General features: G+C 70.3%; 19 protein-coding genes. 2 read left to right on the plus strand and 17 right to left on the minus strand.

Going from position 1 to position 19616, the window contains the following annotated elements; translation table 11 throughout:
- Positions 1-33: 33 nt before the first annotated feature.
- The 5 genes from ACT535_RS05400 to ACT535_RS05420 all read right to left on the minus strand — a co-directional run bounded on the left by ACT535_RS05400 (position 34) and on the right by ACT535_RS05420 (position 4855).
- The gene (locus tag ACT535_RS05400) at positions 34-1617 is read right to left on the minus strand and encodes a Do family serine endopeptidase (protein WP_476363584.1); all 1584 of its coding nucleotides are present in this window, start codon (positions 1615-1617) and stop codon (positions 34-36) included.
- Between the two features lie 138 nt (positions 1618-1755).
- A complete protein-coding gene (locus ACT535_RS05405; RefSeq protein ID WP_476363585.1) occupies positions 1756-2421 on the minus strand; it encodes a HupE/UreJ family protein in 666 nt (221 codons plus the stop codon).
- A complete protein-coding gene (locus ACT535_RS05410; protein WP_168460487.1) occupies positions 2418-3029 on the minus strand; it encodes a HupE/UreJ family protein in 612 nt (203 codons plus the stop codon). Before ACT535_RS05410 ends, ACT535_RS05405 begins: the two co-directional genes overlap by 4 nt.
- 36 nt (positions 3030-3065) lie before the next feature.
- Positions 3066-4055 carry a HupE/UreJ family protein gene (locus ACT535_RS05415; RefSeq protein WP_476363586.1) on the minus strand — a complete coding sequence of 330 codons (990 nt, stop codon included), beginning with the start codon at positions 4053-4055 and terminating at the stop codon, positions 3066-3068.
- An 11-nt stretch (positions 4056-4066) separates the two neighbouring features.
- On the minus strand, positions 4067-4855 hold the full coding sequence (locus ACT535_RS05420; protein ID WP_168460491.1) for a peptidyl-prolyl cis-trans isomerase: 789 nt from the start codon (positions 4853-4855) through the stop codon (positions 4067-4069).
- 339 nt (positions 4856-5194) lie between these two features.
- Here ACT535_RS05420 and ACT535_RS05425 point away from each other — a divergent pair, with 339 nt between their 5' ends.
- Positions 5195-7129: a hypothetical protein gene (locus ACT535_RS05425; protein WP_476363587.1), complete on the plus strand. Its 1935-nt coding sequence runs from the start codon at positions 5195-5197 to the stop codon at positions 7127-7129.
- Between the two features lie 123 nt (positions 7130-7252).
- Positions 7253-9895, plus strand: coding sequence for a fused MFS/spermidine synthase (locus ACT535_RS05430; RefSeq protein WP_476363588.1), 2643 nt, complete (start codon positions 7253-7255; stop codon positions 9893-9895).
- On the opposite strand, the gene ACT535_RS05435 is transcribed toward ACT535_RS05430, so the two are convergent.
- The 12 genes from ACT535_RS05435 to ACT535_RS05490 form a co-directional block, all read right to left on the minus strand.
- Positions 9792-10274, minus strand: coding sequence for a copper resistance CopC family protein (locus ACT535_RS05435; protein ID WP_476363589.1), 483 nt, complete (start codon positions 10272-10274; stop codon positions 9792-9794). The two genes, ACT535_RS05430 and ACT535_RS05435, sit on opposite strands and share 104 nt — an antisense overlap.
- Positions 10275-10300: 26 nt before the next feature.
- On the minus strand, positions 10301-10921 hold the full coding sequence (locus tag ACT535_RS05440; RefSeq protein ID WP_476363590.1) for a TIGR02466 family protein: 621 nt from the start codon (positions 10919-10921) through the stop codon (positions 10301-10303).
- A gap of 113 nt (positions 10922-11034) precedes the next feature.
- Positions 11035-11721, minus strand: a complete 687-nt coding sequence (locus ACT535_RS05445; RefSeq protein WP_476363591.1) for a hypothetical protein — start codon at positions 11719-11721, stop codon at positions 11035-11037.
- A complete protein-coding gene (gene gspM / locus ACT535_RS05450) occupies positions 11718-12329 on the minus strand; it encodes a type II secretion system protein GspM (RefSeq protein WP_476363592.1) in 612 nt (203 codons plus the stop codon). Before gspM ends, ACT535_RS05445 begins: the two co-directional genes overlap by 4 nt.
- The gene (locus ACT535_RS05455) at positions 12326-13405 is read right to left on the minus strand and encodes a PilN domain-containing protein (protein ID WP_476363593.1); all 1080 of its coding nucleotides are present in this window, start codon (positions 13403-13405) and stop codon (positions 12326-12328) included. Before ACT535_RS05455 ends, gspM begins: the two co-directional genes overlap by 4 nt.
- On the minus strand, positions 13402-14367 hold the full coding sequence (locus ACT535_RS05460) for a type II secretion system minor pseudopilin (RefSeq protein WP_476363594.1): 966 nt from the start codon (positions 14365-14367) through the stop codon (positions 13402-13404). The genes ACT535_RS05455 and ACT535_RS05460 overlap by 4 nt, the downstream gene beginning before the upstream one ends.
- Positions 14364-15089 carry a PulJ/GspJ family protein gene (locus tag ACT535_RS05465; protein WP_476363595.1) on the minus strand — a complete coding sequence of 242 codons (726 nt, stop codon included), beginning with the start codon at positions 15087-15089 and terminating at the stop codon, positions 14364-14366. The genes ACT535_RS05460 and ACT535_RS05465 overlap by 4 nt, the downstream gene beginning before the upstream one ends.
- A complete protein-coding gene (locus ACT535_RS05470; protein ID WP_476363596.1) occupies positions 15086-15487 on the minus strand; it encodes a prepilin-type N-terminal cleavage/methylation domain-containing protein in 402 nt (133 codons plus the stop codon). Before ACT535_RS05470 ends, ACT535_RS05465 begins: the two co-directional genes overlap by 4 nt.
- Positions 15474-15947: a prepilin-type N-terminal cleavage/methylation domain-containing protein gene (locus tag ACT535_RS05475; RefSeq protein WP_476363597.1), complete on the minus strand. Its 474-nt coding sequence runs from the start codon at positions 15945-15947 to the stop codon at positions 15474-15476. Before ACT535_RS05475 ends, ACT535_RS05470 begins: the two co-directional genes overlap by 14 nt.
- A gap of 18 nt (positions 15948-15965) precedes the next feature.
- Complete coding sequence (gene gspG / locus ACT535_RS05480; protein WP_476363598.1) at positions 15966-16415, minus strand: type II secretion system major pseudopilin GspG; 450 nt, start codon at positions 16413-16415, stop codon at positions 15966-15968.
- 27 nt (positions 16416-16442) lie between these two features.
- Positions 16443-17651, minus strand: a complete 1209-nt coding sequence (locus ACT535_RS05485; protein WP_476363599.1) for a type II secretion system F family protein — start codon at positions 17649-17651, stop codon at positions 16443-16445.
- A 4-nt stretch (positions 17652-17655) separates the two neighbouring features.
- Positions 17656-19329, minus strand: coding sequence for a GspE/PulE family protein (locus ACT535_RS05490; protein WP_476363600.1), 1674 nt, complete (start codon positions 19327-19329; stop codon positions 17656-17658).
- Positions 19330-19616: the final 287 nt, after the last annotated feature.

Genomic DNA, 19616 nt, shown 5'->3' on the forward strand with positions numbered 1-19616 from the left:
GAGGTCAGCCGATTTGGCTCAGCCGATCTTGGCTCAGCCCTTGGCCTTGCCTTCCAGCGAGATGGCGACGAAGCGCACGCCCTCGCCGCTCTTCACCTGGATGAGCACCGCCTTGCGGTTCTCGGCCTTGGCGGCGGCGAGGCCGTCGCGCACGTCCTTGGGGGTGGCGACGGTCTTGTCGCCAACCTTCAGGATCACGTCGCCGGTCTTCAGGCCGCGCTGGGCAGCCGGGCCGTTGGGCTCGACGCCGGTGACCACCACGCCTTCGCCGCCGGCACCCTGCACGCTCTTGGACGGAGCGAGCTGGAGGCCGAGGCGCGGCATGTCCTTGTTGCCGGCGCTGTCGTCCTCACCCTGCGGGGCGTTGGTGCGCGCGGCCACCTGCTCGTTGGGCAGCTGGTCGAGCACCACCTTGACGTCCATCGGCTTGGTGTCGCGGATCACCGAGAGCTGGACTTCGGCGCCCGGCTTCATCATGCCCACCTTGCGGGACAGCTCGCGGGCTTCCTTGATCGGCTCGCCGTTGACCTTGACCACCACGTCGCCGGCCTTCAGGCCCGCCTTGGCACCGGCGGTGTTGGGCTGCACCTGGGCAACCAGCGCGCCCTCGGCGCTCTTGATGCCGAGGCCGGAGGCGAGATCGTCCGTCACCGGCTGGATCTGCACACCGATGTAGCCGCGGGCCACCGAGCCCTTGTCGCGCAGCTGGGTCACCACGGTCTTCACCGTCTCGGAGGGGATGGCGAAGGCGATGCCCACGTTGCCGCCCGAGGGGGAGACGATGGCGGTGTTCATGCCGATCACCTCGCCGTTCAGCGAGAAGGTCGGGCCGCCGGAATTGCCCCGGTTGATGGGGGCGTCGATCTGGATGAAGTCGTCATACGGGCCGGAGCCGATGTCGCGGCCGCGGGCCGAGACGATGCCGGCGGTCACGGTGCCGCCGAGGCCGAACGGGTTGCCGACCGCGATCACCCAGTCGCCGACGCGGGGGGCGCCATCGGCGAGCTTCACCCACGGCATGTTCGTGACGTTCTCGATCTTGAGCAGGGCCACGTCGGTGCGCGGATCGGTGCCGATCACCTTGGCGACGTATTCCTTGCCGTCGGTGGTGGTCACGTCCACCTCGTCGGCGCCATCCACCACATGGTTGTTGGTGACCACATAGCCGTCAGCCGAGATGATGAAGCCGGAGCCCTGGCCCACCACCGGGCGCTCGCCCTTGGGGCCCATGCCGCCGCGCGGGCCCATGCCGGGGCCGCCGGGACCGCCCGGACCCATGCCGGGGCCGCCCTGGCCGAAGCCGAAGCGCTTCAGGAATTCCTCGATCTGGGGCGGGACGTTGCCGCCGAGGCCCTCGCCGCCCATGGCCATCTGCTGGTCGCTGATGTCCTTCTTCACCTTCACCGAGACGACGGCGGGAGAGACCTTCTCGACGATGTCGGCGAAGGAGAAGGTGTTGGCCGGCTGGCTGGTGGTGATCTGCGCGAGGGCGGGGGTATTGGCGGGCGGGATGAACTGGCCGGCGACGACACCGGCGAGGGCCAGACCGAAGACGCTCGCGAGCATGGCACGGCGGTTGCGCTTCGTCACGGACGGGGTGGAGGGGGAGCGGGTCATGCGTCGCGTCTCTCTGTTGCCTGCCATGCCCGGCAGGTTCGAGAGGGAAGCTAAGGCTTGGATCGTTACGGCAATCTGGCGGCTGGATTAAGCTTCCGTAATGTCGTTCGCGACGCCGTGAGCGGGGCTGGCGCGGGATCAGCCGCCCCCACGCGACACCAGATGTAGGCCCAGCACCATGATTCCCACCGCCGCGACCCAGCTTCCCGCTGCCCGGAGCGCGATGGGTCGCCAGCCGCCGACGCCGGAGAGGAAGGCGACGGCGCAGCCCAGCGCGAGGGTGACAAAGGCGTAGCCGATCACCGTCACGCCGGAGAGGAACAGGAAGCGGTCGGTGCTCGCCAGCATGGCGCCGCCGTTCTGGTAGCCATCGAGCAGGCCGAGCCCCACCGCCAGCACCAGCAGGGCCGCGAGCGGCAGCCTGAGCTGTGCGGCGACGGCGAGGCCGGTGAGCGCCACCAGCGTGACGCCCGCCACCGGCGCGAAGGGCGGCGGCAGCAGCATCAGCGACAGCGCCCCGCCGGCGGCCAGCGCCAGCGGGAAGGCGAGCACCACCCAACGCGCCGTGCGCGGGCCCTGGAAGGCGGCGAGCACCGCCAGCGCGAGCCAGGGCAGGATCTGCTCGAAATCGGTCAGCGGGTGCAGCGCGCCGGAATAGAAATCGCCGAGTCGCGTGTCCACGAGGTGGGCATGGGCGAGGCTGGGCGTGAGCGCGAAGAGGCAGGCAAGCACGCCGGCTGTCGCGGCGCGCCGAACCAGGGCAACCACGCCGGCCATCCCGGCGCGCCGGAAAAGACGTGTCATTCGATGATCCCGATGGCACCGAGCAGGAAGTAGACGCCAAGGCAACCAATGGCAGCGCCGCAGGCGCGCACCGCCTTGGCCCCCGCCTCCCAGCGCACCGCGACGCCGATGAGGATGCCGAGCAGGTGGAGCATGCCGGTGGCGACCACGAAGCCGACCGCGAAGGCCACGGCGTCGGCCGCATCCGGCAGTTCCTTGCCGTGGGCATAGCCGTGGAAGATGGCGAACACGCCGACGATGGTCGCGGCCACCCAGAGTGGCGGGCGGATGTTCAGGGCCACCATGGAGCCCAGCGCGATGCCGGACAGCGCGATCATCAGCTCGACGAAGGGCAGGTCGATGCCCATCACGCCGATGAGGCCACCCACCGCCATGACCAGTGGGAAGGTGATGGGCAGCACCCAGATGGCCGGGTTGCCGAGCTGCGCACCCCACAGGCCCACCGCCACCATGGCAATGATGTGGTCCGCCCCGGAGAGCGGATGAAGAAAGCCGCTCTGAAGGCCGATCTGCATGCCCGTGCCCGTATGGGCGAGGGCCGGAGACAGCGGGATCATGGCCAGCAGGCCGGCGAGGACAAGCGCCGGATTCGGGCTTTGGGACTTCATGACGAATGTCCTTCCAAGGTGCGCGCCCGGTAGGGCTCAGATGCGGGTGAGGAACCAGAACGAGGCGACGGAGCCGATGACATAGGCCGGGATGGCCGCGCCCCAGCGGGGCAGCAGCGCCTGGGCCTGCCGGTGCGCCCACATTAGGGCGAGCACCGCCATGACGAACATCAGCTGGCCGATCTCCACGCCCACGTTGAAGAACAGGAGCGCGATGGGCAGCGTCGCCTGCGGGATGCCGAGCGCGGTGAGCGCCGTGGCGAAGCCGAGGCCGTGCAGGAGGCCGAAGGCGAAGGCGACGACCCAGGGATAGCGCGCGGTCAGCCCCGGCTCGCCCCGTTGCATCTTCACGATCTCGACGCCCACGAAAACGATGGACAAAGCGATGGCGGCATTGAGCGGCCGCTCCGGCACGCCGACCCAGCCGAAGGTGGCGGCGGCGAGCGAGATGGAATGGCCGACGGTGAAGGCGGTGATGGTCTTCACCAGCCGCCAGCCGCCCTTCACGATCCAAATCAGGCCCAGTACGAACAGGAGGTGGTCGATGCCGCGCAGGATGTGGTCGATGCCGAGATTCACATAGGTGTCGGCGAGATCGGCCCAGACCGCGAGATTGGTGCCCGGCTCACTCGCCACCATCATGGTGGGCTTGGCGGCGCTCACCGTGTAGGCGACCGTCGGTCCCTCGCGCGGCACCACGCGGATGGTCGCCACCGACTGCTTGCTGCCGAGGCCCATGAAGCTAAGGCGGCCGGTGAGTCCGCGCTCGCCGCAGACCAGCTCGGGCGGGTTCCATTCGCAATGGGCCGGGAAGATGGGCTGCAGGGTCACGTCCACCGGCGGCATGGTCCACTGGCCGATGAAGCGGCCCGGCGCGATCTCGCGCAGGGTGATGACCGCCATGGTCGCCTCATGCGCCCGCGCCGCCAACGACGGCAGGAGGAGCGCGCAGAACAGCGCCAGCACCGCGAGCAGGCCGGACCGGAGGGCGCGGCGCGCGGAAGCTTTCGCGACTTGTGTCGTCATCGTGCGGGCGCTCATGGCTCGCCACGCCGGATGACGTAGGCGTTGCCCAGGTCCTTGGTCGCGGCGATGCCGAGGATGCGGCGGCGCTCGTCCTTCCAGGCCAGGGCGACCTGGGCGGACACCTCGTCGAGATCGGTGGGATGGCCGGGCGCATAGGCATCGAGGCGAACCACGTTCCAGCCATCCTTCGACTGGACCACGCGCCACTCGCCCTGCGGCAGCGTCACGAGCGTCTCGACGAAGGGCGTGCCGAACGACGGCTCCAGCGACTTGCGCGGGCGCTCGCCGAAGATGAGGGCGCGGTTCTGCGTCTCCTCGGATTCCGTGCCGGCCAGAATCTGCTCCAGCGTCGCGCGGGCGTCCGCCTCGGCGTTCGGGCCGGTGAAGGGGACGGAGATGAAGCTGATGGTCTCGGGCACGTCATACTGCGCCCGCCGTTTCTCGTACCAGGCTTCGAGCTCGGCGCGGGTCGGCTCCTTGACCTCCACGCCGTTGAAGATGAGCAGGCGCATCTTGTGGACGATGCGGTCGCGGATCATCTCGTCGCCCTTGTCGAGGCCCTGCGCCAGCGCTTCGCGGAAGGTGATCTCGTTCAGGATCCAGACGTCCACCAGCTTCCGATATTCGTCCGGCCCCGGCTCGCGGCCCTCGTGGGTGGACTTGAAGGCATCGACAATGCTCTGGCGCACCTCGGGGGTGACCTCGATGAGCTTTTCCTTCGGCACGGCCGGCGTCACCGCGGCATGTGCCGCAAAGATCATGGCGCCCAGCACCATGAACTGCAGCAGCGGCTCGCCCACGAGCCTCCGGATGAGGCCCTTGCTCTTGGTTCCGGCCGGCGCACCCGCGCCCGTATTCAAACCCGATGACGTCAAGACTCGTCCCCCGCCCACAGGAATGCGAAAAACACGCATCCCCGCCATCTCGTGCGTCCGCTACCGCTGGCGGCGCTTCCCCTAACGGGGGACCAGTGTCGGCTTGATGACAGCGCCGCGGCCGACGCAGGGTCCGGAAGGTCTCGCAAGGTTGCCCGGCTCATCTTCCCCGGCGTCACAGAACCTTCAGCACGCGGTCACAGAACGCCGCTAGGAGGCCCTTACGGGCGGACTGGCGTCCGTGGGAAAATCAGGGGTTGGAGCATGAAGGGCGGGGTGCTGACACAGCAGCTCATCGCGGGGGCATCGGTCCTCGCTGTTGCCGGCGGAGCGGCGTTTATGCCGTCGCAGGCGTTCGCCGACAGCTACATGGCCGGCGACTTCCACAATCACACGCCGTGCTCGGACGGCCGCTCGTCGGTCGAGACCATGGTGAAGAAGGCGGTCCAGAGCTACGGCCTGGAATGGCTCGGCGCGGCCGATCACGGCGGCTCCAGCCCCCGCGACTGCCGCGTGGACGATCCGGAAGGTGACGGCTCCACAACCGGCAAGGGCCGCTTCTTCGATCAGGTCCAGGGCCTGGTCATCAAGGGCGACACCGCCACCTCGCAGGGCCACCGCTCCATGTGGCGCTGGCAGAGCGCGGAAGAGATCATCTTCCCCGAGCTCGTCCGCCTCGCCAAGGAAACCGGCGTGCCGATGCTCTACGCGGGCATCGAGACCAACGTGCCCGGCCATGAGCACACCTCCATGGCGGTGATCGGCAACCAGAAGCCGCAGAACGCCATCGAGAAGAAGGGCCTGTTCGGCAACAAGAACAAGGACAAGGACACCGGCAACGCGAGCGCCGTGGCCGAGTTCGAATACCGCTTCGACCGCTCGGACACCGATTTCAGCCTCGGTGCGCCCACCCACAACTGGACCGGCAAGGTGGCCAATGCCTCCGGCTCCGGCTCGGGCCAAAAGAACCACGACGCCAAGGCGGTTCCGTCCGTCCAGTGGCTGCAGAAGTACTATCCGCTCGACAGCTACTACGTGCCCGCGCACGTGGAGCGCGCCGGCGTGTTCAATCCGAACGGCAACAACGGCTTCAACATCGAGCACTTCCGCGACTTCAACAACGCGGGTCCGACCGTCGCGGTGGGCTTCGAGAGCCAGCCGGGCCACCAGGCGTCGAACAACCGCGGCGAATACCGCGCCGGCTTCTGCGGCAATGGCTGCGACTCGGTGGGCGTGACCACCTTCGGCGGCACGGGCGTCTATGCCGCCAAGATCGGCGGCGTGTGGGACGCGCTGCTGGGTGAAGGCCGCAACTGGTTCTTCTTCGCCAGCTCCGACTGGCACAACCGCGGCGCCTTCTCCATCTACGAGAAGAGCACCACCAACGACTTCTATCCGGGCGAGTTCCAGAAGCTCTACATCCCGCGCCCCAAGAAGTCCGTCACCCTGCGTCCGCAGGTGGTGGTCGACGGCGTGCGTTCGGGTAACGTCTACTCGGTGCAGGGCGACCTCATCACCGGCGAGCTGACCTACAACGCCAAGGCCGGTCTCGGCGCCAAGGCGGGCATGGGCGACACGCTGGTCGTGAAGCGCGGCAAGTCGGTGACGCTGACCCTCGAGGTCAACGTGCCGACCGGCACGAACTACTCTCCCTACACCTTCAACAACCCGTCGCTGGCCCAGATCGGCATCCAGGAGCCGCTCAACAAGCCGACGCTCCGCCAGGTGCAGTTCATCAAGGGTGACGTGACCGGCGTGGTCGCGCCCGGCAGCGCCAACTACACCGCCGGCACCAACGCCTCGGCGGCGATCATCGCCACCTTCGGCCCCACCACCTGGAAGGCGCGCGGCACCAAGCGCACCATGACCGTCACCATCCCGAACGTGCAGAACAACATGTACGTCCGCGTGCGTGGCTCCAACCTGCCGGCCTCGGTGCCGGCCGAGACGGATGCCCAGGGCAACCCGCTCAACGACTGGGATCCGGAAAACGCCGCCCAGGGCCCGTTCGTGCCCTGCAACGACGCCGCCTGCCCCTCCCACATGGTGGTGCGCGACGGCCAGAAGATCTCCAGCTACGACGTGGCCGCGTGGTCGGACCTGTGGTTCTACACGAACCCCATCTTCATCCGCGTCTCCGACCAGCCGGAACTCCTCGTCGAGACCAACGAGAAGCTCGCGGTCTCCCTCGCCAAGTGACGCTTCGCTAAGTGAGCGGCTGACGACGGAAGAAAAGCGCCGGCCACGGCCGGCGCGAGACCTTCGGATGCCGGGGGCCTTCGGGCCTCCGGCTTCTTTCGCTTTCAGGGATCGGTTTCGTTCATGTCCCAGGTTCAGGCTTCGCAGTTAGGCTCCGCCGCCTCGCAAGAGCTGACGCTCGGCCGAAACGCGCGCACGGGCATCGCCATCGCGCTGGTCGCCACCCTCTCGGGCTTTGCCGGCCTCGGCTATGAGATCGTCTGGACCCGCATGCTCGCGGTCAGCCTCGGCCATGAGCTGGTTGCGGTGCTGGGGGTCATCTCCGCGCTGTTCGGCGGCCTCGCGCTAGGCAGCCTGCTGCTGGGCGGCGCCATCGCCGCAAGCGGACGCCCGGCCGCGTGGTATGCCGGCCTCGAACTGGTGATCGGCGCCTGGGCGCTCGTCCTCATCGTCGCGACGCCGCTGTTCGGCGACCTCGTGCCCGCGCTGGTGCCGGTGGATGCCTCCGCGCTGTGGCAGTGGTCCGTGGCGTTCGCCCTACCCTTCGTGCTGCTGCTGCCAGCGACCCTCGCCATGGGCGCCACCTTGCCGGCGCTGGAAGCGGTGCTCGCGCCGCGCCTCGCCTCTGCGGCGGCGGTCGGGCACGTCTATGCCGCCAACACCTTCGGCGCGGTGGCGGGTACGCTGGCCACGGCCTTCCTCATCATCCCCGCCCTCGGACTCAACGCGACGCTGGTGCTGTGCGCGGTGCTGAACGCGGTGTGCGCGGCGGCCATGCTGGGCGTGGCCCGCGAATCGAAGGCCGCCGTGACCCGTGCGATTCGCGAGCCCGCGATTCGCGCGGCCGCGCTCCCCGTGCTGGCACCCCTGTTCATCACCGGCCTCCTCGGCATCGGCTACGAGGTGCTGACGGTGCGGGTGCTGAGCCAGATTCTGGAAAACACCATCTACACCTTCGCCGTCCTGCTGGCCTGCTACCTTGCCGGCACGGCCCTCGGCGCAGCGCTTTACGCCCGCTGGCGGTCCCGTGGCGGCGAACCCAGCGAAGGCGGGGTCAGCCTCCTCGTGACGATCACCGCCCTCGCCTGCCTTGCCGGCGCGGCGCTGCTCGGAGCCTCGGGGCAGATTCTCGCCGCCCTCAAGATGGCCCTGCCGGTGACGGTCCCGGGCCGCCTCTCGGCCGAAGTCGGCATCGCCGCTTTGGCCTTTCTGCCGCCCACCCTCGCCATGGGCGCGCTGTTCACCGCGCTCGCCCAGCGCGCGTCGGACCGGCTCGGCGGCGTCGGACCGGGGCTTGCGGCCAATACGCTGGGCGCGGCGCTGGCGCCCATGCTGTTTGGCCCGGTTTTGCTGCCGCTGATGGGCGCCAAATATGCCTTCGCGCTGCTCGCCGCCGCCTATGTGCTGGCGCTTCCGCTCCGCAGCCGCCCTGCGCTGGCCGGCGCCGGGCTCATGCTGGCGGCGACGCTGGCGCTGGTGCTCGCGCCCGTCTCCCTGCGATTCGTGCAGGTGCCGGAGGGCGGCGCCCTGGAGTGGCACCGTGACGGCGTGATGGCGGCAGTGAGCGTGGTGCGCAATGCCGCCGGCGACCGGCATTTGCAGGTGAACAACCATTTCCGCATGGGCGGCAGCGCCTCCATGCGCTCGGACCACCGGCAGGCGCACATCCCGCTTCTGCTGCACCCGAACCCGCGCACCGCCCTGTTCCTCGGCCTCGGCACCGGCGCGACGCTCTCCGCCGCCGGCGACCATCCGGGCCTCAAGGTGGAAGGCGTGGAGTTGGTGCCCGAGGTGGTGGAAAGCTTCCCCTATTTCGAGCGCACGCCGCCCCGCCTCGCGGGCAATCCGGACATCCGCATCCATGTGGCCGATGCCCGCCGATTCGTGCGCGCCGGCACCGCGCCCTATGACGTGATCGTCGCCGACCTCTACCACCCCTCCGTGGACGGCTCCGGCGCGCTCTATGCCCGCGAGCATTTCGCCGCCATCCGCGACCGACTCGCGCCGGACGGCCTGTTCTGCCAGTGGCTCCCGCTGCACCAGCTCGACATCGCGACGCTGAAAGTGATCGTGCGCACCTTCCTCGACGTCTTTCCGGACTCAACGGCGTGGCTGGCGCAGTTCAGCGTGGAGACGCCCCTCGTGGCGCTGGTGGGCCGCCGGACCCCGGCCAACTACCCGTCCGACTGGGTGGAGCGCCGGGTGCGCGACCGTGCGCTCGCGGAACGGCTCACTGCCGTGGGCCTCGATGGCAGCATGGCCCTGTTCGGCCTCCACCTCGCCGGCCCGGCGGAGTTGGACCGCTTCGCGGGTGACGCGCCCGCCAACACCGACGACCGTCCGGTCGTGACAGCCTCCGCCCCCAGCACCGCCTATGCGGCGAGCGAGCGGCCGGCGGACCGGCTGGTGGCACTTCTCGCAGCCCTTCATCCGGCGCCGCAGACGCTGCTGGCGGGCGTTGATCCCACCACGCAGGGGCGCCTTGCCGCCTACTGGACCGCGCGCGACGGCTATATCGGAATGGGCGCCCGGGCGCTGTCAGCGAAGGGACCGCGCGACGTCATCGGCACGCTGGCGCCCCAGCTCATCGAGCTGGTGCGCATCAGTCCGGATTTCGATGCCGCCTACGCGCCCGTGCTCGCCATGGCGCGCCAGCTCGCCGTCACTGATCCTTCGGGCGCCCGGCGGCTCCTAGAAGCATTGGATAGGGCGAACCCGAGCCGGCCCGACGCGCGGCGGCTTTTGGCTCAACTGCCGCCGGCGTAGCGGGCGGTATCTCGCCGGGCTTCGCCACGGTGAAGGCAATGGAGCCGCCGTCCGCATGGTGGTGGCGGCGCAGATAGCCGTTCCATTCCACCAGATACTTGCCGGGCGGCAGGGGCCTGGTCATGCGGAACGCGGTCTGCCGCACTTCCTCGGAGGGGCGGGCCCAGTCGGTCGGCCACTCCGCCTTGTCGTCGAGGCTCACCACGCGCACGTCGTCGAGGCGGAACTCGTCGGTGAAGTCGATGGTGACTTCCGGCTGCGTCTCGATGAGAACATCGTTGGCGTTGGGTACCGACTGGTCGAACGCGCACTGCGCCTGCGCCCCGGTCGCCGCAAGGCTTGCGAAGAAGAGCAGCGCGATTGCCGCGTGAAGGCGCATGGGCCTCTCCCTGAAAAAGCTTGCGTTCACGAGAAGTGGATGGCGTAGCCAAAATTATCGAGCCGGTCGGGGATGGCATTGAACGCCACCGAGATGCGCCGCCCGCCCTTGTTCACCGGCACTTCGTGCAGCAGGTAGCTCGGGAACATCACGAGGTCGCCCGCGCCGGTCTGCGGCATGGCGAACTTGCCGCCGTTGAAGGCGTTGATGCGCGCATTGGGATTGGTATTGCCGAAGATGAAGCCGCTGCCGCCGATGGCCTTGTGGAAGACGATGTTGGCGGAGGCGTGGGCGTCCGTCAGGTAGACGACGCCGGATATGAAGCTGTTGGCATGGGTGTGGATGGCCTGGTGCCCGCCCGGCTCCAGCACGTTCACCCAGATTTCCTTGATCTGCCAGCTCAGCGCCTCGCCGAACAGCACCTCGCCGAACTCCGCCACCTTGGGCAGCACCAGCGCGCCCAGCCGCGACAGAAGCGTGTCGGATTGGTCGCCCGCCACCGGGGTGTGGGAGAGAAGGTCCGAATAGGCGTTGGTAAGGGAGGTGCGGTCCGCCACCTCAGCTGCGAGCGCCTCAACGTCGGCGGGGCCGATGAGGCCCTCGACACGCATCACGGGGGTGGGAAAAAGTCCGATAAGCTGGGTCACGACAGGCTGGCCGATGTGCGCGAGACGGGAAGACGGCGCACTTTCCCCATGGGCCGTGACCTGACGATGACGACCCCACGATCACGTCCTGACGATGAACGCCGGCGTCACACTCAGTGGCTGGAATCCAGATCCGCCGGCGAGGGCTTGGTGCGGCGCGGCACCACCACCTGCCCGGCCACGGGCTTGGCATTGCCCACCTGCGCGGCGGCGAACGGGCCTTCGGAGCCGCGCGGCGGCTGGGGGCCGCCCTTGCCGGGCGTGGGCAGGGCGAGCGTCACGGTATCGGCGCCGCCGTGCATCACCACGTCGCGCGGGCCGACGCTGCGCAGGGTCCAGCCGCCATGGGCATCGCCGACCTTGAGACGCACGATCTGGCCGCTCGCCTGATCGGTGAAGATGCCGATGCTGCCGGCCGTGCTCACCACCGTTCCCATCAGCACCAGAACCGGCCGGGCCGCGACAGCCGCCGGCGGCGCGGCGGGTGGCGGCGGGGGTGCGAGCGCCACCGGCTGTTCGGGCGGGCGGCGGGAGGGTGTGAACAGGGGGCGATCCCGCGTCGCCGACAGGCTTTCGATGGGGATGGCCCACAGGGGATTTCCCCGCTCGCGGTCGGCCGGAGCGGTCGCCGCGCGGGTGGAAGGCTGGCTGGGGACAAGGAAGTCCACCTGCGGCGCGGGGGCCTCCACCTCGGCCGAGGCCGCCGCAACGCCGGCGATCAGGCCCGCCACGACGAGGGGAAGACGACGGAAACGGCGCGCGGGCAGACGGAGCGCGGGAGTCTGAGTGAGGACGATCATCGTGCCCCCCGCCAGCGGCCATGGACGGTCAGCACCACCTGGATGCGGCCTTCCTGCCCCCGTGCTTCCGCGCCATCCCCCTGCATCCGTCCCTCGGCACCTTCTGCGTCCGGTTGCCCCAAAGCGGCGGCCTGTCCCTGCGCCTGGACCACGAGCGGGTCGATGAACAGGAAGGGCTGGCCGCTTTCAAGATCATATAGCAGGTTCTGCAGATCTTCCTGCCCGATATCGATGGTGGCCGCCACCGCCACGAAGCCCGGCCCGAGCGGCGACGCCCCCAGTTCCACGCTGGAGGAGACGAGATGCCCGCCCGCCGCATCGGCCGCCGCAGCGACACGCTCGGCCAGCGCCGCTCCGGCCACCGTCACCGTCGCGCCTTCGAGGAAGGGCGAGCCGCGCTCCTCTGCGCCGGCGGCGCCGGGCCTCGGGGGCCTTCGGCCCTCCAGCCGGTCGAGCAGGTCCTGCGCCTCCGCCACCGCTGCGCGCTTGGCGAGCAGGTCCGCCACCTCGCCGAACGCAACGGCCAGCAGCACCGCGACCAGCGCGCCATAGCCCAGCGCGGCGAGCGCCAGCGTGCGCCGGGAACGGGCGGGAGCAGCGGCGGTCACTGGGTCACCTCGAACGGCAGGGTGATGTCGGCCTGGATCTGGAAGCGCTCGCCCGCATCCCCCGGCTGGCGGGTGGTGGGGGCGACGAAGGTTGCGGCGGAGAAGTGTTTCGACTCCTCCAGCAGCCGCACGAGGGAGGGCGCCTCCCGCGAGACGCCGCTCAGTTCCACCTTGCCGTTCTGGATGGTCAGGGCGGTCAGATAGGTGTGGTCGGGCAGCACCTGGGAGAGCGCCTCCAGCACAAGAACCGGAGAGGCCCGCTCGCGCTTCGCCTGCTCCAGACCGCGCAGGGCGGCGCCCTCGGCGCCCAGCCCGTCGCGGGCGGCGGCGATGGCACGGCGGCGGGTGGCGATGGCCTGGTCCAGCGTCTGCTGCTCCTCGTCGAGGCTGCCGCCGAGAAAGCCGGACACGCCGGAGGCCAGCGTCGCCGCAAGCGCCGCAGCCGCGAGCACACCGAGCAGCACCTGCTTCAGGCGCGCCGTGCCGGCATCTTCCCCGGCGGCTCCGGTGTGGACGGTGATGGGCGCTCCCGCGCCCTGCCGCGTGGTCAGCAGCAGATGGCCCACGCCCAGCGCCTTGAGCGCATCGAAGGCGGGGGCGAGACGCGCGCGCGGAGTGGCGGCGACCATAACGCGGATGCGGCCGTCGCCGAGGGGCTCGGGCGCCGTCCAGCCGAAGGCCGCCTCCGCCGCGCTCCAGGGCGTGAGGCGGTCGATCTGCGCCCGGACGATGCCGTCGAGATAGGGCCTCGCCCCCTCCGGCAGGTCGAGCGGGCGGAACAGGAAGCGGGCGGGGTCGAGCGCCAGCTCCACCTCCCGCCCCTTCAGCATGGCCACGACCTCGGGCGGCACGAAGGGCGATTCCGCACCGGGGGCGGAGAAAGGAGGGGCGCCGGGCAGGTGGAAGGCCCCATCCTCCCCTTCCTCGATGCGCACGGCGCGCATCCGGCCGAGCCGCGCCCGGCCGGCGGCCAAAGCGGTGGTCAGGGCCGTCGCCGTCAGATCGATGAAGGCCGAGAAGCCGTCGATGAAGCGCGTCACCAGCGAGGCGTCGGGCGCGCCCGGAACCAGGCTCATGGCCGTCCTCCCGTTGTCTTTCGCCGCGGAGCCGGAGCCGCATCGAGGTCGGCAAGCTCCCGCCAAGACAGGTCGCGCCAGAGGAGCACGCGATAGGGATCGACGCCGAAGTCACGCATCAGGATCACCGCTTCCGCCCCCTGCCTGCGGCCGTTGTCGAAGGTGATGCGGACCGTCACGCGTGCCGTGTCACCGGCCACCGTGCTGAGGCCGGAGGCGCCCGCGATGGCGGTCCCTTCCCCGCCGGTCTTCTCGTCTCCGGCGGTCGCAAACGTGGCGGTGTCGATATCGTCCATCCCCTGCCCCGCCTTCGCCAGCGCCGCGCGCACCACCGGCCCGGCTGCCTCCGGATTGATCTCCCGCCGACCCGCATAGACCGTGAGATAGGGCAGCGCCGCGGCGACCACATCGGCCGGCAGGCCGGGTACCCGGGCCAGTTCCGCCGCATGGGCGAAGGCGCCTTGCCCTTTCGTCGTCTCGTCGTCGCCCAAAGCGGACGTCTTGCCGCCCGTAGCCGCGCCGCCCGAGCCCCGGGCCGGGGTGCGCCAGGCGGCGATGCTAGCGGCGTAGGTCTTGGCCGGCTGTTCCGGCACGCCGAGCACCTGGAACAGGCCGGCCAGCACGGCGGGCGCGGCGGCGTTGAGATCGATGCGGGCGGCCTCGTCGGCGAAGCGGGCGGAGACGTTCGCCTCGCCCATGCGGAACCGCACCTCGCCGCTGCTGGGCCGCTCGGACGCCGGCACGGAAAGAAGGCGCAAGGCCGCCAGTTCAACCGCCGCGACCACGAGACCGTCCGCGCGCAGCGTGTCCGTCCGCACCGCTGAGGCGGAGGCCGTGTCGGACACATAGACCGCATAGACCGCCGTGAAAGCGGCGAGCGCGGCGAGAATCCACAGCACGGTCACGAGGATGAAGCCGCGGTCCCCCGCGCTCGGGAGGCGCGTGCGGCGGGCGCCCGTCATTGCGCGGCCCCCCCGCCATTCGCCCCGGCACCCGAGACGGCTTTGGCGCGCGATCCGCCGAAACCGACGGACGATCCGCAGATTGGCCTGGTGACATCGGCGGCGCAGAAGGCCGGCACGTCGGAGCGAATGGTGACGGCCGTGGACGCGGCGGTGGCGCGCCCGCCCTCGCGCACCACCATGCGCACCGCACGCGGCAGTTCCTCCTCGCCACGCCATGCGTCGTGCCACACGCCGTCGCGTCCGGCATAGGAGAAGGAGACGCTGACCGGCGGGCGCAGCAGGCGCACCGGGGCGCCGAAGGGCGGCAGCGCCCCGTCCGCCTGCGGCGCATAAGGCGCGGTGCGGCGGACCATGGCCGAGCCGCGCCCGTCCGGCACCGGCACCAGCTCGACGATCTCCAGTCCCCGCGACGCCCCGGGCGCCAGCACCTCTCGCACGAAGATCACACGATCCGCCGACCCGTCGAACAGCGGCTTGGCGCCGCCCCGCACGGCGGGCAGGAAGGCGGCGGCGGCAAGGTCCGCCGCCATGCGGTCGAGGGCGAGGGCGACGAGTTCGCTCTGCTGCACCCGCCCGAGCCCGCGCTGCCAGGCGGGCAGCCATTTCGCCGTGACCATGGCGATGGCGGCAAGCACCAGCCCGGTGAGCGTCATCGCCACCAGGATCTCGATGAGGCTGAAGCCGGCGCTGCGGCGGCGCGACGACGCGAGGGCGCTCATTGCGGCCGGCTCCGCACGAGGCGCACCGTCTCCAGCGCCACCATCTCGCCGCCGGGGCCGCGCACGCGGATGCGGATGTCGAACGGCGTCCAGGGGGCGTTGTCCGGCAGGCCGGCGAGTTGGAGCGGCTGTATGTCCATCTGCCAGCGGTGGCCGGCGATCTCGCCTTCAGTGCGGCCGGGCTGGAGAAGATCGCGGCTGGGGATGCCGGTTTCCACCGCACGGGCGGTTTCCAGAAGCGCCACCCGCCGCTCCAGCGCCCGAGTGCCGCGCAGGCTGGTGCCCGCCACCATGGCGATGGCCCCGAGGGAGGCGGCGACCACCGCCAGCGCCACCAGCACCTCGATGAGGGTGAAGCCGGCCGTGCCGCGCCGGGCGCGCGGATCAGGAACGGCCACGGGGGACAATCTCGACGCCGCCGGTGAGCCAGTTCACCCGCACCTCATAGCCAGCCCCGCCCTTGAGCATGGCCACCACGCCGCCGCAGGAGAGGCCGGAGGGGAAGAACGCCACCGAGGCGCGCGCCGGCCGGCCGTCGCAGGTTGCGGGCAGCACCGCGTCCATCTGCACGTCGCCCGGCACCCGCACCACCCGGCCGGCCGAGCCGGAAGTGATGCGCCGGCCGGCCGTATCCACCGCCGTCGCCACCGGAACGCCCCGGCGGATGGCGGCGGCGCGGTCGGCCTTCAGCAGTGCGGCGGCCTCCACCGCGAGGGACTCGAGCTTCGCCCGCGAGGTGCCCGGGGCGAGACGCGGCAGCGCGAGGGTGGCCAGCGCGGCGACAATGGCGAGGGCGCAGACGATCTCGAGCAGGGTGAACCCCGCCTCGCCATCATTCCTTTGCGCCCTGAGTGCCATCGCCCCGGTCCCGCCGCCTCAGCGCGCCCAGCTCGTGATGTCGGCGGCATTGCCGGTGCCGCCCTCCTGCCCGTCGGAGCCGAGGGAGACGATATCGAACGGCCCGTGCTGGCCGGGCGCGCGATAGATGTAGGCCTTGCCCCAGGGGTCGACCGGCACGGTGCCGCCTTTCAGGTACGGCCCGTTCCAGGTGGAGACGTTGCCCGGCCGCTGCACCAGCGCGTTCAGCCCTTCCGACGAGGAGGGATAGCGGCCGGCGTCGAGATAGAAGAGGTCGAGGGCGCTAGAGAAGCCCTGGATCTGGATCTTCGCCGTCTTCACCTTGCTGTCGCCGAGATAGCCGAGCACCCGCGGCCCCACCAGGGCGACGATGAGGCCGATGATGGTGATGACCACCAGCAGTTCCACCAGCGTGTAGCCGCCCTCGCTCTTCCGGCGGCGGGAGCGGGACGGGGCATTGGCCATCATGGGGGCTGGACCTTGATTCACGTTTCGTCACCCGATGCTTTGGCTGACCGACAGCAACGCGGTCATGACCGAGACGATGAGCCCGCCCACCACCACCGAAATGGTGACGATCGCGGCCGGGCCGATGACCGCGACCATCCTGGCGAGGGCGCGCTGGAGCTTTTCCTCGTAGAAATCGGCGATGCGGCCGGAGAGCAGGGCCAGTTGGCCGGTTTCCTCGCCGAGGCGCAGCATGCGGATGGCCATGGGCGGGAGCACGTCGCCCTCGGCGAAGGCGTCGGACAATCGCCCGCCATGGCGCACCCGGTCCGCCGCCTTGGCCCAGACGGAGGCTTCCTCCCCCGCCGCCATCACGTCCACGATGATGCGCAGCGCGGCGGTCAGCGTCACGCCGTTGCCGAGCAGGATGGAGAGGTTGCGGCAGAACACGGCCGAGCGGCGGAACAGGAGCACCGTGCGCACCAGCGGCAGCTTGGACAGCGTGCCCGTCACCGCACCGCGCACCTCCTTGCGTCGCAGCGCGAGGAACGCGAGGGCCGGCAGCACCACCGCCGCGATGCCCACGGCGGCGGCGTGGGCCTGCAATCCGTCCGACAGGTCCAGCAGCACCTGCACCATGGGATCGAGCTTCGCCCCCATGTCGCGCAGCACGGAGGAGAATTGCGGCATCACGAACATGAGGAAGAAGACGAGCACGCCACCTGCCGCCACCAGCACGAAGGCGGGATATTGCAGCGCCGACACCACCTTGCGGCGCAGCTCCTCGGCCCTTTGGCGCTCGGCGGCCACCAGTTCCAGCATCCGGTCCACGGTGCCCGAGGCTTCGCCCACCTTCACCAGCGCCACATACACCGGCGGGAACAGCCTGGGATGGGATGCCAGCGCCTCCGCCAGGCTCTCGCCGGCCAGCACATCCGCGCGGATCTTGCGGGCGACGGCGCGCATGCGGCCGAGGTCCGTGTCGCCGGTGAGCAGCTCCAGCGCCTCGTCGAGCCGCGCGCCCGCACGCAGCAGCAAGGCGAGGTCGCGGGTGAAGAGGGTCACATCCTCGGCCTTGGGCGCGCCGAAGGTGAATCCGAAGGCGCTTTCCTTCTTCTCCTTCAGCGGCGTCGTCTCCACCGGCACGAGGCCGAGGAATTCGATGCGGCGGCGCACCTCGGCCTCGGTGGGGGCGGAGATCTCGCCGCTCACCATCTGCCCGGCCTGGGTGAGGGCCCGATAGGAGAAGGTGGCCATCAGCTCAGCGCACCGTGGTCACGCGCAGCACCTCGGCGGCCGAGGTGAGGCCGGCGCGGCATTTGGCGACGCCATCGTCGAGCATGGTGGTCATGCCGCCGGCGATGGCGGCACGGTCGAGGGCGGCGGCGCCGGCGTGCCGATCGATCATCTCGCGGATCTCGTCCGAGAGGGTGAGCACCTCGAACACGCCGATACGCCCGCGATAGCCCGCCCCGCCGCAGCGCTCGCAGCCCACCGGCTCGTAAACCGTCTCGCCCGCCTTGAGGCCGAGGGCGGCATAACGCGGGTCGTCCCGCACATCGCTAGCCGAAAGGGTATGCGGCCGCTTGCAGCGTTCGCACAGCTGGCGAACGAGGCGCTGGGCGATGACCGCGCGCAATGTGGACTTCAGCAGGAAGCCCTCCACGCCGAGGTCCAGCAGGCGCGGCACGGAAGCGGCGGCGGTGTCGGTGTGGAGGGTGGTGAGCACCAGATGGCCGGTGAGCGCGGCGTGGACGGCGATGTGCGCCGTCTCCGGGTCGCGCACCTCGCCCACCATGATGACGTCCGGGTCCTGGCGCAGGAAGGAGCGCAGCGCCGCCGCGAAGGTGAGCCCGATCTGCGGGCGCACCTGCGACTGGAACACGCCGCGGATCTCGTACTCCACCGGGTCCTCGATGGTGAGGATCTTGCGCGTGGGCTCGTTCAGCACCGAGAGGATGGTGGCGAGCGTGGTCGTCTTGCCCGAGCCGGTGGGGCCGGTGACGACCACCATGCCGTGTGGCAGCGCGAGCAGCTTCATCAGCGTCTCGCGGTCGTGGGGGGCGAGACCCAATTTGTCCACGGTGAGCACGCCCCGGTCGCGCGCCAGAAGGCGGATGACGGCGCTTTCCCCATGCTGGGTGGGCATGATGGCGACGCGCACGTCGATCTCGTCCCGCCCGAGCTTCAGGCGCGCCGCGCCATCCTGCGGCAGGCGGCGCTCGGCGATGTCGAGGCCGGCGAGGATCTTGATGCGCGAGATGACCGCCTGCGGCAGCACGTCGGCCAGCGCATGGATGGGGCGCAGCATGCCGTCGATGCGCAGGCGCACCTCAAGTCCGGTGCGGAAGGGGCCGATATGGATGTCGCTGGCGCGCAGTTCCATGGCCTTGTCGAACAGGTCGTTCACCGCCCGCACCACCGGCGCGCCGGAGGCGAGGTCGCGCAGGCTGTCGATGTCGTCCTCGGCCCGCGCCGTGGCGGGGCCTGCGGCCTCGCGGGCGGCCGCTTCGTCGGCGCCGAGCCGTTCGGCCAAGGCGGTGGCGATGTCCTCGAAGGAGGCGACGGCCAGCGTCACCTTGCTCCCCAGCACGATCTCCGCCGCCCGCACCACCGTCTCGTCCGTGGGATCGCCCACGGCAAGGCAGGCCGTGCCGTCCGCCGCCCGGAAGGGCAGCACCGTCATCTCGCGCAGGAAGCGCGGGGTGAAGTGGGAAACGAGGGATGGCGCCGCCATCAGCTCCGGCAGGGCGATGCGGGGCAGACGGTAGAAGCCGGCGACGGCGTCGGCGAAATCGCCGGCGGTCAGCTCGCTCGCCTCCCAGACCTGGCGCAGCGGACGGGCGAGCGTTCCCGCCGGCCCGTCACCGGCCGGATGTACGTGCCCGTTCGCGGCGAGGAAGCTCAGGAAATCGCCGCCCCCCTCCCCGCTCATGCCCGCGCCCCCGAAAGCCAGCATTCAAATCCAGCAGTGCAATCCAGCGACGCTATTCTGCAGCTGGACCTTTGCTGCTATTAACATGGGCCGCATCACCGACGAAGGTTGCCCCCGGAAAGCAATTTGCGGGTCCATCGTAGGCCCAGAGCAGGCTGCCCAGACGGGGCCGCCCGGCCGCCGGCTGGTATTCCCGGCTCCCGTGACGCTCGCGCGTCACCGTGATGACAATGTCACGACATCGGCACGGGACGCCGAACCGGCCATAGCCAACTAACTGAAGCTTG

This window comes from Xanthobacter sp. DMC12, from assembly GCF_056314105.1.

Bases quoted from the DNA above. Each gene is read 5' to 3' on its own strand.
- ACT535_RS05400 (WP_476363584.1), bottom strand. From the start codon at position 1,617: ATGACCCGCTCCCCCTCCACCCCGTCCGTGACGAAGCGCAACCGCCGT.
- ACT535_RS05405 (WP_476363585.1), bottom strand. From the start codon at position 2,421: ATGACACGTCTTTTCCGGCGCGCCGGGATGGCCGGCGTGGTTGCCCTG.
- ACT535_RS05410 (WP_168460487.1), bottom strand. From the start codon at position 3,029: ATGAAGTCCCAAAGCCCGAATCCGGCGCTTGTCCTCGCCGGCCTGCTG.
- ACT535_RS05415 (WP_476363586.1), bottom strand. From the start codon at position 4,055: ATGACGACACAAGTCGCGAAAGCTTCCGCGCGCCGCGCCCTCCGGTCC.
- ACT535_RS05425 (WP_476363587.1), top strand. From the start codon at position 5,195: ATGAAGGGCGGGGTGCTGACACAGCAGCTCATCGCGGGGGCATCGGTC.
- ACT535_RS05430 (WP_476363588.1), top strand. From the start codon at position 7,253: ATGTCCCAGGTTCAGGCTTCGCAGTTAGGCTCCGCCGCCTCGCAAGAG.
- ACT535_RS05435 (WP_476363589.1), bottom strand. From the start codon at position 10,274: ATGCGCCTTCACGCGGCAATCGCGCTGCTCTTCTTCGCAAGCCTTGCG.
- ACT535_RS05445 (WP_476363591.1), bottom strand. From the start codon at position 11,721: ATGATCGTCCTCACTCAGACTCCCGCGCTCCGTCTGCCCGCGCGCCGT.
- ACT535_RS05455 (WP_476363593.1), bottom strand. From the start codon at position 13,405: ATGAGCCTGGTTCCGGGCGCGCCCGACGCCTCGCTGGTGACGCGCTTC.
- ACT535_RS05460 (WP_476363594.1), bottom strand. From the start codon at position 14,367: ATGACGGGCGCCCGCCGCACGCGCCTCCCGAGCGCGGGGGACCGCGGC.
- ACT535_RS05465 (WP_476363595.1), bottom strand. From the start codon at position 15,089: ATGAGCGCCCTCGCGTCGTCGCGCCGCCGCAGCGCCGGCTTCAGCCTC.
- ACT535_RS05475 (WP_476363597.1), bottom strand. From the start codon at position 15,947: ATGGCACTCAGGGCGCAAAGGAATGATGGCGAGGCGGGGTTCACCCTG.
- gspG (WP_476363598.1), bottom strand. From the start codon at position 16,415: ATGATGGCCAATGCCCCGTCCCGCTCCCGCCGCCGGAAGAGCGAGGGC.
- ACT535_RS05485 (WP_476363599.1), bottom strand. From the start codon at position 17,651: ATGGCCACCTTCTCCTATCGGGCCCTCACCCAGGCCGGGCAGATGGTG.
- ACT535_RS05490 (WP_476363600.1), bottom strand. From the start codon at position 19,329: ATGAGCGGGGAGGGGGGCGGCGATTTCCTGAGCTTCCTCGCCGCGAAC.